At 54.1% G+C, this 16,374-nt stretch carries 17 protein-coding genes; 4 read left to right on the top strand and 13 right to left on the bottom strand.

Going from position 1 to position 16,374, the window contains the following annotated elements; translation table 11 throughout:
• Positions 1–181: hypothetical protein (locus F3J38_RS27985; protein WP_205298338.1), on the top strand; the 181-nt coding region annotated here is incomplete at its 5' end.
• A gap of 21 nt (positions 182–202) precedes the next feature.
• Here the strand turns inward: F3J38_RS27985 and hemG are convergent.
• Genes hemG through pepQ form a run of 4 tightly spaced genes read right to left on the bottom strand, consistent with a single transcriptional unit; the run spans position 203 to position 4,185 of the window.
• A complete protein-coding gene (gene hemG / locus F3J38_RS20250) occupies positions 203–739 on the bottom strand; it encodes a menaquinone-dependent protoporphyrinogen IX dehydrogenase (protein WP_167141334.1) in 537 nt (178 codons plus the stop codon).
• Between the two features lie 18 nt (positions 740–757).
• Positions 758–2,209: a Trk system potassium transporter TrkH gene (gene trkH / locus F3J38_RS20245; protein ID WP_167141333.1), complete on the bottom strand. Its 1,452-nt coding sequence runs from the start codon at positions 2,207–2,209 to the stop codon at positions 758–760.
• A 27-nt stretch (positions 2,210–2,236) separates the two neighbouring features.
• The gene (locus F3J38_RS20240) at positions 2,237–2,854 is read right to left on the bottom strand and encodes an IMPACT family protein (RefSeq protein ID WP_167141332.1); all 618 of its coding nucleotides are present in this window, start codon (positions 2,852–2,854) and stop codon (positions 2,237–2,239) included.
• Positions 2,854–4,185 (bottom strand): Xaa-Pro dipeptidase, encoded by a 1,332-nt coding sequence (pepQ, locus tag F3J38_RS20235; protein WP_167141331.1) that lies wholly within the window; start codon positions 4,183–4,185, stop codon positions 2,854–2,856. Before pepQ ends, F3J38_RS20240 begins: the two co-directional genes overlap by 1 nt.
• A 186-nt stretch (positions 4,186–4,371) precedes the next feature.
• Here pepQ and fadB point away from each other — a divergent pair, with 186 nt between their 5' ends.
• Both fadB and fadA read left to right on the top strand, forming a co-directional pair.
• Positions 4,372–6,555: a fatty acid oxidation complex subunit alpha FadB gene (gene fadB / locus F3J38_RS20230; protein WP_167141330.1), complete on the top strand. Its 2,184-nt coding sequence runs from the start codon at positions 4,372–4,374 to the stop codon at positions 6,553–6,555.
• A 10-nt stretch (positions 6,556–6,565) separates the two neighbouring features.
• Entirely contained in the window at positions 6,566–7,729 is a 1,164-nt protein-coding gene (fadA, locus tag F3J38_RS20225) for an acetyl-CoA C-acyltransferase FadA (protein WP_167141329.1), read from the top strand.
• 142 nt (positions 7,730–7,871) lie between these two features.
• Here the strand turns inward: fadA and fre are convergent, their stop codons facing one another.
• From fre to pepE, 3 genes are read right to left on the bottom strand one after another with little or no spacing between them, the layout of a single operon-like run.
• Positions 7,872–8,573: an NAD(P)H-flavin reductase gene (fre, locus tag F3J38_RS20220; protein WP_167141328.1), complete on the bottom strand. Its 702-nt coding sequence runs from the start codon at positions 8,571–8,573 to the stop codon at positions 7,872–7,874.
• Positions 8,574–8,604: 31 nt separating this feature from the next.
• A complete protein-coding gene (gene ubiD / locus F3J38_RS20215) occupies positions 8,605–10,089 on the bottom strand; it encodes a 4-hydroxy-3-polyprenylbenzoate decarboxylase (protein ID WP_084938409.1) in 1,485 nt (494 codons plus the stop codon).
• 49 nt (positions 10,090–10,138) lie between these two features.
• Positions 10,139–10,870, bottom strand: coding sequence for a dipeptidase PepE (pepE, locus tag F3J38_RS20210; RefSeq protein WP_167141327.1), 732 nt, complete (start codon positions 10,868–10,870; stop codon positions 10,139–10,141).
• Between the two features lie 215 nt (positions 10,871–11,085).
• Here pepE and rfaH point away from each other — a divergent pair, with 215 nt between their 5' ends.
• Positions 11,086–11,574: a transcription/translation regulatory transformer protein RfaH gene (gene rfaH, locus F3J38_RS20205; protein ID WP_084938407.1), complete on the top strand. Its 489-nt coding sequence runs from the start codon at positions 11,086–11,088 to the stop codon at positions 11,572–11,574.
• Here the strand turns inward: rfaH and tatD are convergent.
• From tatD to ubiJ, 6 genes are all read right to left on the bottom strand, one after another.
• On the bottom strand, positions 11,571–12,353 hold the full coding sequence (gene tatD, locus F3J38_RS20200) for a 3'-5' ssDNA/RNA exonuclease TatD (protein ID WP_167141326.1): 783 nt from the start codon (positions 12,351–12,353) through the stop codon (positions 11,571–11,573). The two genes, rfaH and tatD, sit on opposite strands and share 4 nt — an antisense overlap.
• 88 nt (positions 12,354–12,441) lie before the next feature.
• Positions 12,442–13,203 (bottom strand): Sec-independent protein translocase subunit TatC, encoded by a 762-nt coding sequence (tatC, locus tag F3J38_RS20195; protein ID WP_167141325.1) that lies wholly within the window; start codon positions 13,201–13,203, stop codon positions 12,442–12,444.
• Between the two features lie 2 nt (positions 13,204–13,205).
• Entirely contained in the window at positions 13,206–13,766 is a 561-nt protein-coding gene (gene tatB, locus F3J38_RS20190) for a Sec-independent protein translocase protein TatB (protein ID WP_167141324.1), read from the bottom strand.
• Positions 13,767–13,775: 9 nt separating this feature from the next.
• Positions 13,776–14,021 carry a Sec-independent protein translocase subunit TatA gene (tatA, locus tag F3J38_RS20185; RefSeq protein WP_038643775.1) on the bottom strand — a complete coding sequence of 82 codons (246 nt, stop codon included), beginning with the start codon at positions 14,019–14,021 and terminating at the stop codon, positions 13,776–13,778.
• A 109-nt stretch (positions 14,022–14,130) separates the two neighbouring features.
• The gene (gene ubiB, locus F3J38_RS20180) at positions 14,131–15,768 is read right to left on the bottom strand and encodes a ubiquinone biosynthesis regulatory protein kinase UbiB (protein ID WP_167141323.1); all 1,638 of its coding nucleotides are present in this window, start codon (positions 15,766–15,768) and stop codon (positions 14,131–14,133) included.
• Entirely contained in the window at positions 15,765–16,370 is a 606-nt protein-coding gene (ubiJ, locus tag F3J38_RS20175; RefSeq protein ID WP_167141321.1) for a ubiquinone biosynthesis protein UbiJ, read from the bottom strand. Before ubiJ ends, ubiB begins: the two co-directional genes overlap by 4 nt.
• Between the last annotated feature and the right edge of the window lie 4 nt (positions 16,371–16,374).

Below are 16,374 nucleotides of genomic sequence, written 5' to 3'. Positions count from 1 at the left end.
ATTACGCTTTCCTCCTTCAGAGTCAAACACTTTTTTCAGCGTCTTTCTCCGGCGGGATGAATCATTTCACTCCCTGCTGAGCCGTCTGCGTTGCCGCTTTGCCGTCTCAGTGGTGGCGCATTATAGGGAGTTATTCGGGGCTGACAAGGGTTTATTGCAAAAAAATTATCGTTCGGCCTAAATTTAGCCACAACGCTCTATTTCACAACGATTTGCCTGGTAAATGAACAAAATCCTGGGCAAAAACCGTCACTTTATTCCAATCCGTGTATTCAACTTCTTTAGATGTATCCGTCTCACCGCCCGTCATGCGCATAATCAGTTGAATCATGACACGATCAAACCAGCGATAACGGGGATAACGCAGCGCGCCGGCGAACACCGCGCAGCAATCTGGCTGCCACGGAGACTGCTCAAGAAACTTACGTGTATAAGCATTGGTTGCAGGCGTACACTTATCCGCCTTACGGGCAGTCAGGTTAACACTGAAGAAGCCACTGACACGTTGCAGTAATTCCGCCCGATGTTGAGTAACAAACTTGATTAATGCTGGATGGAAATGGCCATAGCGAATGGAGGCGCCAATTAACACACGATCATACTGCGACCATTCAACCTTCTGTGCTTCCAGTAAATCAATCACATCACACAGCTGCTGCGGCGCTAACGTCTGCGCAATACGCGCCGCGATCTCGCGGGTTTGCCCATCGCGGCTGGAATAAAGAATCAATGCTTTCATTAGATAATCCTGTTTCTCTTATTCACGCCAGAAGGTCGGGGTGAACAGGACCAGCAGTGTGAACACCTCAAGACGCCCAAACAGCATGGTTAAAATCAAAATCCACTTAGCAACATCATTCATTGAAGCGAAGTTGTCTGCCACAACGCCCAAGCCTGGCCCGAGGTTGTTTAGTGTTGCCGCCACAGCCGCAAAGGCAGAAAAGTCATCCACGCCCGTGGCGATGATAGCCAGCATGCTGAGTAAGAACACCAACGCGTAAGCAGAGAAGAAACCCCACACCGCTTCAAGGATACGTTCCGGCAGTGCACGATTACCCAGTTTGATAGTGTAAACCGCGTTTGGATGCACTAAGCGCTTCAGTTCACGTGAGCCTTGCTTAAACAGCAGCAAAATACGAATGACCTTTAATCCACCACCGGTCGATCCCGCCATACCGCCGATAAAAGCAGAGCAGAGCAACAGCACCGGTAGGAACAATGGCCAGCGCGCAATGCTATCTGTAGTGAAGCCCGCGGTGGTTGCCATCGACACCACCTGGAAAAAGGCCTGGTTCAATGTTTGCCAACCGCTGGCATACACATTGTGGAACCACAGCACTACCGTACAGATCAGCACTAACGTGAGCTGCACGCCAATAAACATGCGGAATTCGGGATCGCGCCAGTAAACTTTGAGGCTACGACCACTTAATAAAGAGAAATGCAGGCCATAGTTACAGCCCGAGATCAGCAGGAACACCGCCACAATGGTATTGATAGTAGGACTATTGAAGTAGCCGATACTCGCATCATGTGTAGAAAAACCACCAATCGCGATGGTAGAGAAGCTGTGGCCAATGGCATCGAACATTGGCATCCCCGCCAGCCAAAGTGCCACAGCACAGGCGACGGTGAGTAACACGTAGATCAACCACAGCGTTTTAGCCGTTTCGGCAATGCGCGGACGCATTTTGTTATCTTTTAGAGGCCCCGGCATTTCAGCACGATAAAGCTGCATGCCACCGACACCCAGAATCGGCAAGATGGCTACGGCCAGCACGATGATCCCCATACCGCCCAGCCATTGCAGCATCTGACGATAGAACAAAATCGCTTTCGGTAAGGTATCAAGGCCCACCAGCGTGGTGGCGCCCGTGGTCGTCAGCCCAGAGAAGGATTCAAAGAACGCATCGGTGACCGACAAATGCGGCTGTTCCGCGAAAATAAAGGGCATGGCCCCCACGCTTCCCAGCACGGTCCAGAACAGCACGACAATCAGAAATCCTTCGCGAGGCTTCAGTTCGGTTTTCTTTTTGCGATTCGGCCACCACAGCAGCGAGCCGATAACAATCGCCATCATAAAGGTCTGGCTGAACGCGCGCCCAGCGCCGTCGCGGTAAATCAAGGCCACCAGCCCCGGCAGGATCATCGTCACCGAGAATAAAATCACCAACAAGCCCACGATGCGGGTAATGGCGCGAAAATGCATTCAGCCGTTTCCTTTAAACAGATGCTTTTAATGGTCCAGCGGGATGAGCGTCAGCGCGCCCCGGCTGTAGTCAGAAAGGTTTTGCCGAAAGCCATCAATCTGTGGATGCGGCAACGCCAGACGTAGCGCGATACGATCCTGATAATGGCTCTCTTCAATGATGCCGTCAAAGCGTTGCAACAGACGCTCGATATCACTCAACTGGGCATAATCACATTGCAAGGTAAAAGATTGCATCGGCACTTTACGCGCACGCATCAGTTGCTTCAGCCCCTGCTGCACGCCGCCGCCATACGCTTTCACTAATCCACCGGTGCCCAGCATAATGCCGCCATAATAACGCACCACCACCGCCGTAATCTCACCCACGCCACTCCCCATCAACTGTGCCAGCATCGGTTTTCCCGCCGTGCCAGAAGGCTCACCATCATCGGAGAAACCCAGCTGCTGCGAATCATCCGGTGCCCCAGCAACCCACGCCCAGCAGTGATGGCGCGCCGCAGGATGTTCCAACTTCACCTGCTGTACAAAAGCACGCGCCGCCTCAACGCCAACGGTATGCGCCAGATAAGTAATAAAGCGGCTTTTCTTGATGGTTTCCTCGCTGAGGCTCACAGCCTCAGCGGGAATATCGTACGCAACCATCAGGCCAGATGCAGGTCGCGCGTCATGTTTTCAACGCGATTGGCGTGGATGACCACATTATCCTCAATACGAATACCACCGTACGGTTTTAGTGCATCGATCGCCTGCCAGTCAAAGTACTGGTTGTACTTACCGCCACGCAGTTTCGCTAGCAGTGAATCGATAATGTAGAAACCTGGCTCGATGGTCAGCACCATGCCCGGTTCCAGCACGCGGGTACAACGCAGATAAGGATACTGTGACGGTGCGGCCAAGTGCGTGCCATTGTCATCTTGCATAAAGCCGGCCACGTCATGCACCTGCAAGCCCAGCGGATGCCCCAAACCGTGCGGCATAAATGGACCGGTCAGGTCTTCCGCCACCAGCGTCTCTTCAGTCAGGCCTTTGACCAAGTCAAACTTCAGCAACAGTCGGGCAATGCGCTGATGCATTTGCAGATGGTAGTCGGTATAGCGCACGCCAGCTTTCAGCGTAGCGATCAGCGCCAACTCTTCTTTATTCATCGCTTCTACCATTTCGGCATAGCGCGATTTACTCTGCGCCGCATAGCTGCGCGTCAGATCGGCAGCATAGCCAAGGTATTCCGCACCCGCATCAATCAGAAAACTGTGGCGCTTGGCCGGTGGCTGATGATCGAGTTTGGTGTAATGCAGTACGGCAGCGTGTTCGTTCAGCGCAATGATGTTGCCGTACGGCACATCAATATCGCGGTGGCCCGTCGCGGTCAGATAGGCAATATTGATATCGAACTCGCTCATGCCGGAGAAGAAGGCTTCTTTCGCCGCACGATGCCCCGCTACCGCCAGCTTCTGCGCTTCACGCATGCAGGCCAGCTCGTAATCGGTTTTGATGCTGCGATGATAGTGCAGGAAGTCGATCACGCCTTTTGGATTAACATGGTCGCTGTTGATACCCAGCTGTGTTGCGCGAGAAGGCACCGGACCAATGTAGGTGACATTGTCGCGCTGGGCAGGCAACAGTTGAGCGATATCATCCGCATTTTTCAGCCCCACCACGTCGACATCGTGCGTCCAGAAGCTGTCTGGCAGCGGCTCAACGTTGTGCCAGTAGTCCACCGGCGAATAGAACCACAGCTTCGGCTTATTCACCCCATCAACCCATAACCAGCAGTTGGGAACCTGCGTGACAGGCACCCAAGCTTTGAACTGCGGATTCACTTTAAACGGATAGTCGTGGTCGTCGAGGAAAACGGTTAACAGCTCGCCAGAATGAATCAACATGGCATCAAGCTTAAAGCGTGCCAGTACCTGCTGCGCACGCTGTTGCAGCGTATTGATATGCGCGTGATACAGGGTTTTCAGTGAATCCATGGACTTGTCTCCGATGTCGCGAAAGTGGCCGCAGTGTAGCACAGCCAACCGTGCGTTGCCGTGCTGCACACGCTGTGATCGGCGTATCAAATAAGCAAAGACCCGTTTGCAAAAAATTAACATGCCGCCCACACTCCAACTCATCTGGTATGACCAGATCACCTTTCGCGGTTTCAGGAGACGGACATGCTCTACCAAGGCGATACCCTTTCAGTTCACTGGCTCGACGACGGCATTGCCGAACTGGTGTTCGATGCACCGGGTTCAGTGAACAAACTCGATACGAAAACTGTTGCCTCATTAGGCGAAGCGCTCAGCGTACTGGAGCAACAACCCGCGCTGCGTGGTCTGTTGCTCTCCTCAGCCAAACCCGCCTTTATTGTCGGCGCCGATATCACCGAATTTCTGTCGCTGTTTGATGCGCCTGAAGAGAAATTGAGCCAATGGCTGGCGTTTGCCAATAGCATCTTTAATCGTCTGGAAGATTTACCCGTTCCCACGGTAGCCGCTATTGACGGTTATGCGCTTGGCGGCGGTTGTGAATGCGTACTCGCCACCGATTTCCGTATCGCTACACCAACTGCACGCATCGGCTTGCCGGAAACCAAACTGGGTATCATGCCTGGCTTTGGTGGCAGTGTGCGCCTGCCACGCCTGCTGGGTGCGGATAGCGCACTGGAGATCATTGCCGCCGGAAAAGATATTGATGGTAACAGCGCGCTCAAACTCGGTTTGATCGATGCGGTGGTCAGCAGCGACAAACTTCGCACGGCAGCGCTGACCATGTTGCAGGATGCGATAGTGCAAGGCAGCTGGCAGGTGCGACGTGCTCCCAAACTTAACCCGCTGAAACTGAGCCCCATAGAAGCCGCGATGAGCTTTACCATTGCCAAAAGCATGGTCATGCAAACTGCGGGCAAACACTATCCAGCGCCTATCACTGCGGTAAAAACCATCGAGGCCGCTGCGGGATTACACCGTGATGATGCGCTGAAACTGGAAACCGCTGCCTTTGTCCCTCTGGCACAGAGTGATGTGGCGCGGGCGCTGGTCGGTATCTTCCTGAATGATCAATATGTCAAAGGCCTGGCGAAGAAACACAGCAGCGCAGCCGGTGCACCACAGCAAGCGGCAGTGCTGGGCGCAGGGATCATGGGCGGCGGTATTGCCTATCAATCTGCATGGAAAGGCGTGCCGGTGAAAATGAAAGATATCAATCCGCAGGCACTGACTCTGGGGATGACCGAAGCCAGCAAATTACTCAACAAGCAGTTGGAGCGCGGCAAAATCGACGGTGCCAAGCTGGCCAGTGTACTCACGACGATTCAACCCACGCTGGATTACGCCGGATTTGAGCGGACCGATGTGGTGGTTGAAGCAGTAGTTGAGAATCCACAAATCAAAGCCAAAGTGCTGGCCGAAACCGAGCAACACTTACGCGAGGATGCGATTCTCGCGTCTAACACCTCTACCATCCCGATTAGCCTGCTGGCGCAGTCATTACAACGCCCGGAAAATTTCTGCGGCATGCACTTTTTCAATCCGGTCCCACGCATGCCATTGGTAGAAGTGATTCGCGGTGAGAAAACCTCAGAAGCGACCATCAGTAAAGTCGTCGCCTGGGCAAGCAAAATGGGCAAAACCCCAATTGTGGTCAATGACTGCCCCGGATTCTTCGTCAACCGTGTTCTGTTCCCCTATTTCGCTGCGTTCAGCCTGTTGCTGCGCGACGGTGCCGATTTCCGTCAAATCGATAAGGTGATGGAGAAACAGTTTGGCTGGCCAATGGGACCCGCCTGGTTGCTGGATGTCGTGGGTATCGATACCGCCCACCACGCACAAAAAGTGATGGCGCAGGGTTTCCCCACACGTATGCAGAAAGACTACCGCGATGCCATTGACGTGCTGTTCGATGCGCAACGCTTCGGGCAGAAGAACGGCAAAGGCTTTTACCTGTGGGAGCAAGACAAAAAAGGCAAAGCACAGAAAAAAGCCGACCCGGCGGTTGATGCGCTGCTGGAACCGATTTGTGAGCCGAAACGCGTATTCAGCGACGAGGATATTGCTAACCGCATGATGCTTCCGATGCTCAACGAAGTCGTTCGCTGCCTGGAAGAGAACATCATCGCTTCGCCTGCTGAAGCCGATATGGCCTTGGTTTATGGCCTTGGCTTCCCTCCGTTCCGCGGCGGAGCTTTCCGCTACATGGATACGTTGGGTAACAGCAACGTGGTTGATCAAGCGAAACGTTACATTGCGCTAGGCCCACTCTATACGTTGCCTGAACAGATAGTGCAGAAAGCCCATCAGCAGCAGAGCTGGTATCCCGCGGTTCAGCCGATTGACGAAGCGGCATTACAAAGTGCCTGAGGTGAAGAAAATGGAAAATGTAGTCATCGTTGATGCCGTGCGTACACCAATGGGTCGTTCAAAAGGCGGCGCATTTCGACAGGTTCGTGCGGAAGATCTCTCTGCGCATTTGATGCGCGAATTGCTGAGCCGTAATCCAGGTGTTGATCCCGCTTCGCTGGATGACATCATCTGGGGATGCGTGCAGCAGACGCTGGAACAGGGCTTTAACATTGCGCGTAATGCGGCATTGCTGGCGGAGATTCCCCATCGTGTCCCGGCCAGTACCGTGAATCGCCTGTGCGGCTCATCCATGCAGGCGCTACACGATGCGGCACGCGCCATAATGGTAGGCGATGCACACAGTTGCCTGATTGGGGGGGTGGAACATATGGGCCATGTGCCAATGAACCACGGTGTCGATTTCCATCCAGGCCTAGGCCGTACCGTGGCAAAAGCGGCGGGCATGATGGGTCTCACCGCTGAGATGCTGGCGCGTATGCACCACATCACCCGCGAGCAACAAGATGCCTTCGCCTTGCGTTCACATCAACGCGCCTGGGCTGCTACACAGCGAGGCGACTTCAAACGCGAAATTGTGCCGACTTATGGCCATGATGCCGATGGCGTATTGAAACGCTATGACACGGATGAAGTGATTCGCGAAGATACCACCCTGGAGGGGCTAGCTGCGCTGCGTCCCGCCTTTGATCCCGTCAATGGCACCGTCACAGCGGGGACGTCATCCGCCCTCTCTGATGGTGCAGCAGCCATGCTGATCATGAGTGAAAGCCGCGCCAGAGATCTTGGCCTGACGCCGCGTGCACGTATTCGTAGCATGGCGGTGGTGGGCTGCGATCCGTCCATCATGGGCTACGGCCCGGTGCCTGCTAGCAAACTGGCGCTGAAGCGCGCAGGCTTGAGCGAGCAGGATATTGATCTGTTTGAACTCAACGAAGCCTTTGCGGCCCAGACGCTCCCCTGCATTAAGGATTTAGGGCTGCGGGATCAGCTGGATGAGAAAGTGAATCTGAACGGTGGTGCGATTGCATTGGGACATCCACTGGGATGTTCTGGTGCACGTATCAGCACCACATTGTTGAATCTTATGGAACGTCGCGATGCACATTTTGGTCTGGCCACCATGTGCATTGGCTTGGGTCAGGGCATCGCGACGGTGTTCGAACGCGTTTAATACGTTGAATGTTGCATGTGTTCCCGCCCAACTGGGCGGGCTTTTTTTGGGACCAATGCACACCATCCACAGCGATAAAACCAAAAAAAAGGTGGCTTCAAGTAGCCACCTTACAAACTTAGTGCATTATGACATGCCGATATTAGATGAAAGCAAACGCATCGCCGAACATCTGTGCTTCAACGGCACCGCGCTCCGCACAGAAGCGTTCGCGCGCAATCTTCGCCATCTCAAAGCGTCCCGCGATATAGATATCGTGTCCACTGAGGGTAGCGTAATCTTGCATCACGGCGGTCAACACCGTGCCACCGCGTCCTTCCCAACCCTCGGCTGGCTGTTCCACTACCGGAATCACTTTCAGGTTAGGGTGCTTCACCGCTAACGCATTCAGTTCATCCAGATCATACAGATGCATCAGCTCACGGCCACCCCAGTAAATGGCGATGTCGCGATCCGGCTGCTGCGCCAGGGCAGTCAACAGGATCGAGCGTGCGTATGAGAAGCCTGTGCCACCGGCAATCAGAATGATGGGACGATCGCTGTCTTCACGCAGCCATGCATCGCCGTGCGGCATATCTACCGTGATTTGACGATCATTCTTGATGCGATCCATCACTGCCATGGCATACAGATTGATGTCCGATGCGCCGATGTGCAATTCGATAATATCCTTTTCCATTGGTGTGGAAGCCAACGAAAACGGGCGCTTATCACGCTCATCCATCACAACCATCAGGTATTGTCCCGCGCGGAAGTTAAAATCCGCTGCCGGAATCAAACGAACGCGGTAAACCGTGTCCGTAATCGCTTCAACCGAAGTGACTTTGCAGCTTAACGTCGTCATACGTGCCCTTTTTTATGGTTCTGTGCCGCCGTTAGCGCTGCGGCGGCTCGGCAAAGATAGCTAACTCATCCCAAATCGCATCAATACGCGCCGTGACAGCCGGGTCTTTCACAATTGGCGTGCCCCACTCGCGCGTCGTCTCACCGGGCCACTTATTCGTGGCATCGAGCCCCATTTTCGAACCCAAACCGGAAACCGGCGAGGCGAAGTCGAGGTAATCAATAGGCGTGTTCTCCACCATCACCGTATCCCGCGCCGGATCCATGCGGGTGGTAATGGCCCAAATCACGTCGTTCCAGTCACGTGCGTTGACATCATCGTCACAGACAATCACAAACTTGGTGTACATGAACTGGCGCAGGAAAGACCACACGCCAAACATCACGCGCTTAGCATGACCGGCATACTGCTTCTTAATGGTTACCACGGCGAGACGATAGGAGCATCCCTCTGGCGGCAAGTAGAAATCCACAATTTCCGGAAATTGCTTGATCAAAATCGGCACCAGCACTTCATTCAGCGCCACACCCAAAACCGCTGGCTCATCCGGTGGACGACCGGTATAGGTTGAATGATAAATGGGGTTGCGGCGTTGCGTTACGTGCGTCACGGTAAATACCGGGAAGCTATCTACTTCATTGTAGTAGCCAGTGTGATCGCCGTAGGGTCCTTCCGGTGCCAGATCGCCCGGCTCGATATAGCCTTCCAGCACAATTTCCGCACTGGCGGGCACTTCGAGATCGTTTGAGAGGCACTTCACCACTTCAGTTTTATTGCCGCGCAACAAGCCGGCAAAGGCGTACTCGGAAAGGGTATCCGGCACGGGCGTCACCGCGCCAAGAATGGTGGCAGGATCAGCGCCGAGCGCAACGGATACCGGGAAACGTTCACCCGGATGCGCTTTGCACCACTCCTGGAAATCCAGCGCGCCGCCGCGATGCGACAGCCAACGCATGATCACGCGATTCTTGCCGATCACCTGCTGGCGATAAATACCGAGATTCTGGCGCTCTTTGTGCGGCCCACGGGAAACAGTTAATCCCCAGGTAATCAGCGGTGCAGCATCGCCTGGCCAGCATTTCATTACCGGAATGCGCGACAAATCGACATCATCACCACTGAATACCTCTTCCTGGCACGGCGCATTGCGCAGGCGCTTAGTCGGCATATTCAGCACTTGTTTGAACTGCGGCATCTTGTCGAATAAATCGCGGAAACCTTTAGGCGGCTCAGGCTCTTTCAGGAACGCCAGCAGCTTGCCTACTTCACGTAGCGCACTGACATCTTCCTGGCCCATGCCCATCGCCACACGCTTCGGCGTGCCGAACAGGTTGCATAATACCGGCATGTCGTACCCTTTTGGGTTTTCGAACAGCAGTGCCGGGCCGCCCGCACGTAACGTACGATCGGCAATTTCCGTCATCTCCAGCTCAGGATCAATTTCCTGAGTGATGCGCTTTAACTCGCCACGCTGCTCGAGCAACGCGAGGAAGTCTCGTAAATCCTGATATTTCATGCGGCGTTAGCTTCCGGCCAAAGTGAATCGGGAAGTATATACCCAAACATTAAACGGACTGACAGGAGAATGGTACCAGTGCCTGAATTGCCAGCACATCATGGTAGGCCATGATAGGTTCGCCGTGACGGAACACCTTAAAATCTTCGCCACGCGCGCTGTAGTAGCGCAGGCGGTTTTCGCTAACGTGTAAGAAGCTGGCTTCACGCAGCGCAATGACCGATTCATGCGGATTGACCGCGCAAAACTCGGCCAGGCGCTCATCACGGGTTTCCCCCATGTGGCCGCTCACGTGTGCGTCGAGATAGTGCGGGTTGATCTGCACCGGGAATAGCCCCAGCGCAGGCAATACGACGCTGCTGCGCACCGGCATGTCGTTGGTGGTACGAATCGATGGCGTGGCCACATTGCAGCCGGCGCTCCAGCCCACATATGGAACATCGCGCTCGCGCACCGCACGCTGGATCGCCACAATCAGCCCGTGCTCGTGCAGCATCTGGTTGAGGAACCACGTGTTGCCTCCACTCACCAGGATCAACTCCGCCTGTTCAATCGCTGCCACCGGGGAGTCAAACTCGTGTACGGTGCGCACCTCAATACCCAATGAGTCAGACAGGTCTTGCGCACGCTGTGCGTGGTCGCCACGAATGATCGCATACGGCACCAGCACCGCCGAAGTGATGCCACGCTGCGCAATCATCGCGTGCAGTTGTGGGTGGGCGTAGCTTAACAGTGGCGCATCGTCAGCCACTTTGCCGTTACTTAACAAGAACAGTTCCATCAGCCAGTCCTTTTCAAATTGAAGCAAGAGATGGTGAAGGAGTCTGATACAGATGGTCATCAGCCGTCAATTTTCTTGGAAGAATGCGTTAAGAAGCCGCACCAATCGGAAAAATCGTAGTGATTTTTCTTTCACAGCCCCGTTTACGCTGGCCGATGCGCTATAACTCTGACAACAGGTTTGTTATTCTTAGCGTCCAATATTTGGGAGCAGTTATGGAATCCTGGTACTTACTCTATTGCAAACGTGGACAGCTGTTGCGCGCGAAAGAGCATCTTGAGCGGCAAGAGGTGAATTGCCTCAGCCCTATGATCGCTCTGGAAAAGATTGTGCGCGGCAAACGCACGACGGTAAGTGAACCGTTGTTCCCTAACTATCTGTTCATCGAGTTCGATCCGGAATCGATTCACACCACCACCATCAGCAGCACGCGCGGTGTCAGCCACTTTGTGCGCTTTGGTGCGCAACCTGCCACCGTCTCCAGCGAAGTGATTGAAGCGCTGCAGACCGATGTGCCACAAATCCTGCTGGATCCGGAAACACCGCAAAGCGGTGATGAAGTGATCATCACCGAGGGAACCTTTGAAGGACTGCGCGCGATCTTTGCCGAGCCTGATGGCGAGACTCGCTCCGTATTACTGCTCAACCTGCTCAACAAACAAGTGATGCGCAGTGTTGATAACAAGCAGTTCCGTAAGCTTTAAGCCAGCTTAAACAGCTGGCGTGCGTTGCTATCGACGCGCGCGCCCAGCGTCTCTGCCTCTTCCCCACGCCAGTTCGCCACTTGCTGCACAATATGCGGCAAAAAACACGGCTCATTGCGACGAGAAGGCGGACGCGGGTGCATATCTCGCGGTAAAAGATAGGGAGCGTCGGTTTCCAGCAACAGTCGCTCGGCTGGAATCAGCGGCAACATCTCACGCAGCTCCATGCCACGACGTTCATCGCATACCCAGCCGGTAATACCCACTGATAACCCCATTGCCAGGCAGGCTTCCAACTCTTCACGCGTACCGGTAAAGCAGTGCACCACCGCACCCGTCAATTTGGGAAGCCATGGCGCCAGTACCGCAGCAAAGCGTTCATGTGCTTCACGACAATGCAGAAACACGGGTAGCTGCAACTCCGCCGCCAGGGCCAGCTGCGCATCAAACGCATATTCCTGCTGATCGTGTGCCGAGAGATTACGGTTAAAATCGAGGCCACACTCGCCTATCGCCACCACCTCTTCGCTTTCAGCCAGGCGGCGCAAGGTATTCGCCGTTTCCGCCGACCATTCACTGGCATGATGCGGGTGCACGCCCGCCGTTGACCAACAGTAACCGCTATGGTGCGCCGCCAACTGGCGTGCTTGCTGGCTCTCCAGGGCATTGGTGCCCGTAATCAACAGGCCGGTGACGCCTGCTTCGCGCGCACGTTTCACAACCTGCTCGCGATCTTTTGCGAATTGCGTGCTGGTCAGGTTTACACCGATATCGAACATGTTCTTTTCCCAAATAAAAACCGCCCAAGTGGGCGGCTTAGATTCATCATCACCCCGCTCGCTTGCGGGATGCCCTGCTTAAAGGACATCAGGATTCGGTGTTCTGTTCCTCATCCTCTGACGCTTTGCGTCCTTTACCCACATAGTAGCGGGAGAAGAATACGCCGACTTCAAACAGGCAGTACATCGGAATAGCGAGCAAAGTTTGCGAGAAAACATCCGGAGGTGTGAGCAACATCCCAACAACGAATGCGCCGACCAGCATGTAAGGACGTTTCTTGCGCAAATCTTCAGGTGTTGTGATTCCGGTCCAGCACAGCAGAACAATCGCGATTGGCACCTCAAAGGCGACACCAAATGCCATGAAGATGGTCATCACGAAGTCGAGGTAATTGGTGATATCAGTTGCGATCGTCACACCCTGCGGTGCCGTTTTGGCAAAGAAGCCAAACGCCAGCGGAAACACGATGAAATAGGCAAAGGCCACGCCGACATAGAACAGCAGCGTACTAGAGAACAGCAGTGGCATCACCAATTTACGCTCATGGCGATACAGTGCAGGCGCCACAAATGCCCAAACCTGATACAAGATCACCGGTACCGCAAGAAATACCGATACGATAATAGTGAGCTTAATCGGCGTGAAGAACGGTGAGGCAACATCGGTGGCAATCATGCTGGCGCCAGCCGGCATCTGGCTGATTAGTGGCGATGCCACCAAGTGATAGATGTCGTTAGCGAAATAAACCAGGCACAAAAAGATAGCAAACACCGCAATAATGCAGTTCAACAAACGCTTACGCAGCTCAATCAGGTGGCTGATGAGCGGTTGGGTATCTTCAACGGCCATGTTTATCTTTCATCTTTTACGGTGGGAGTAGGCGTCACATTCTGCGCGGTACTAACTGATGACTGAGCTTCTGCTGCTACCGGTTGAGGTGCCTGTGCCGGTACGCTGGCCAGATGCTCGGCCGCCGCTGGCTGGGGTGCCTGCGCCGGTGCGCTAGCCTGATGCTCGGCCGTCGCAGGTGTCACCGCTGGCTGAGCTGGCTGAGCTGTAGCAGGATGCGGCTGATGAATGGTGTTGGATTCATCTTCCGCTTTCTCAATATCGATACTCTGCTGCACAGAACGTTTCATGGAATCAGCGGTTTTACGCAGTTCTTCCATTGACTCTTTCAGCTCAGGCGACAACGAGCCACGACCCGCCTCTTCAACCTTTTTCAGGCTGTCCTGCAACTCCTGCAGTTTCAGCTCCTGCGCCAGTTCGTTTTGCACGTTAGCAGCCAGGGAGCGAATCGCCCGAATCCAGCCCACGACGGTTTTCACCGCAACCGGTAATCGTTGCGGGCCAAGAACGATCAGCCCGATAACGAACACCAATACCAGTTCACTAAAACCAATATCGAACACAGTTAACCCTTACTTGTCCCGGGCGTCGTCTTTACTCGCCGAGGTTTGCTGTTTATCTGCCAGAGTCTTGGCGTTGAAGTCAGCGTCCTGCTCTTTCGGCTGATCCTTTTTATCGTCTTCATCGCCCATGGCCTTTTTGAAGCCACGAATGGAAGAGCCTAAATCCGAACCCAGGTTACGAAGTTTATTGGTACCGAACAGAAGTACAACAATGACGGCAATGATTAACAATTGCCAAATACTGATACCGCCCATGAGATATGCCTCTAATATTCTGTGAAAAACTCTTGAATGTGACGCACAGAAGCCCGTATGAATTCGGGCTTTAGCATGCGACATTACGCGATTTGCACCAGGCAGACAATCAGTTTGTCTTGCGCCAACCTATCAGCCAGGTAACGATGCCAGCGGCCATTAACAGCGCCGGGAAGAAATCCCAGTCGGGCCGACTCAGCAGTACCGCAGTACCGCTTAATAACAGTGTAGCCCCGACACCAAACAGATAGCGCGCCTTGTGATGACGAGTACGTTGCGCATTCATATCACTGACCAGCTTATCGACGCTGTGCTGCAATAACTTGTGCTGGCGCATGCTGTCATAAAACAGCTCTGGCAGTTCCGGCAGTTTCTCCGCCCAGAAGGGCGCCTTGTCTTTCACCGCGCGTAAGATGGCAGGAATACCGATTTGATCCTTGATCCAGTCCTCAAGGAAAGGTTTCGCGGTTTTCCATAAGTCGAGTTGCGGATAAAGCTGACGGCCAATACCTTCGATATACAACAGCGTTTTTTGCAGCAGCACCAGTTGTGGCTGCACTTCCATATTGAAGCGGCGCGCGGTGTTGAACAGATTCAGCAAAACATGGCCGAAAGAGATCTCCGCCAGCGGCTTTTCGAAAATAGGTTCACAGACAGTGCGAATGGCAAACTCAAAATCTTCGACGTTCGTGTCCGGCGGCACCCATCCGGAATCCACGTGCAGTTCCGCCACTTTGCGGTAATCACGATTAAAGAAGGCGATGAAGTTTTCCGCCAGATAGCGCTTATCTTCTTTATTCAACGAGCCGACAATACCGCAGTCAATCGCGATGTATTGCGGATCTTCTGGATGGTCGTAGCTAACGAAGATATTGCCGGGATGCATATCAGCGTGGAAGAAGCTGTCACGGAACACCTGGGTGAAGAACACCTGCACGCCGCGCTCTGCCAAAATCTTCATGTTGACGCCATGCTGCTCCAGCGCGGCCACATCGGAGATCGGAATACCGTAGATGCGCTCCATCACCATCATCGATTCGCTGCAGTAATCCGAGAACACCTCCGGCACATACAACATCGGGCTCTGCTCGAAGTTGCGACGCAGCTGGATGGCATTCGCCGACTCGCGCAGCAGATTGAGTTCATCAATTAGGGTCTTTTCGTAATCGCGCACCACTTCAACCGGGCGCAGACGACGACCATCCGGCAGCAAACGAGGAACCCAATGTGCCATGCGGTAGATCAGCTTCATATCCGCTTTGATCACCGGCAGAATGTCCGGGCGGATCACCTTGATCACCACATCACGGCCGTTAGATTTCAGCGTCGCCGTATGCACCTGTGCAATTGACGCGGAGGCCAGCGGCTTGATGTCAAAATCATCAAACCAGGTCTCAACTGGGCCGCCAATTGAACGTTCAATCTGCTCTTTAGCTTTAAGGCCATCAAACGGCGCGACGCGGTCTTGCAACACCGCGAGTTCATCCGCAATCGCCGGTGGGAAGAGATCACGACGCGTTGAAAGCATCTGACCGAACTTGATCCACACCGGGCCAAGCTGTTCCATTGCCAGACGAATGCGTACGCCCGTCGATTCGTTTTTATGCTTGTTAGGGATCCAGAAGATGCAGCGCCGCCAGATGCGGAGCGGCAATGTGATGCGCATGTGGGGGATCAGTTCATCAAGACCGTAGGTCAGAAAGATCTTGATGATGAAGTATAAGCGCCGAATTTCTCCCAGCGTCATTTCGCCTCCAGCTGTGCTAAACGCGCTTCAAACGCATTAAGCGAACGTTCCATCGCCTCTACCTCTTCGCAGAACCACGCCAGTTCCAGTGCACCCGGTGCGACACGCCACTCTTCCGTCAGGACCTGGCCAAGATAGTCTTGTCGACGGGTGACCTGCTTCTGCACAAATTTCAGCGCATGCTGTGCCGCCTGGCTTACGCCTTGCGCTGCGATATCGCCAATCCACGGCGCAAGGTATTCGGCCGGATCGAGTTCGGCGAGATCCATGAGCGCAGAGAACTGCTGCACAACCTGCAGATCGCCCTCCACATCCAGCTCACCGCTGCGAATCAGGCTGGTGAGCTGCTGGCGATCGCGCAATTTTGGCAACGTACTGAGGCGCAGGCTCACACTGCAATCACTGCCGTCTTGCCAGTCACTCAGCACATCCAGTTGTGACTCGCTGAACACCAGCACCAGCGGGAAATCCAGCTCCTGCAAACGCAGGGTTAAGACTTTACCGGCCAGACGCTGGCGCGCAGCTTTCAGACTGCGGTCGCGATAGAGAACACGATTGAGGGCGGTCTCAAGACCGCCAGTAATAAGCGGGGTAAAAGTCATGATA

Origin of the sequence: Candidatus Pantoea formicae (genome assembly GCF_011752625.1) — a bacterium.
Taxonomy (GTDB): Bacteria; Pseudomonadota; Gammaproteobacteria; order Enterobacterales; family Enterobacteriaceae; genus Pantoea; species Pantoea formicae.
Note: the sequence above shows the minus strand (reverse complement) of the source record. Positions and strands in the feature narration are given on the sequence as shown.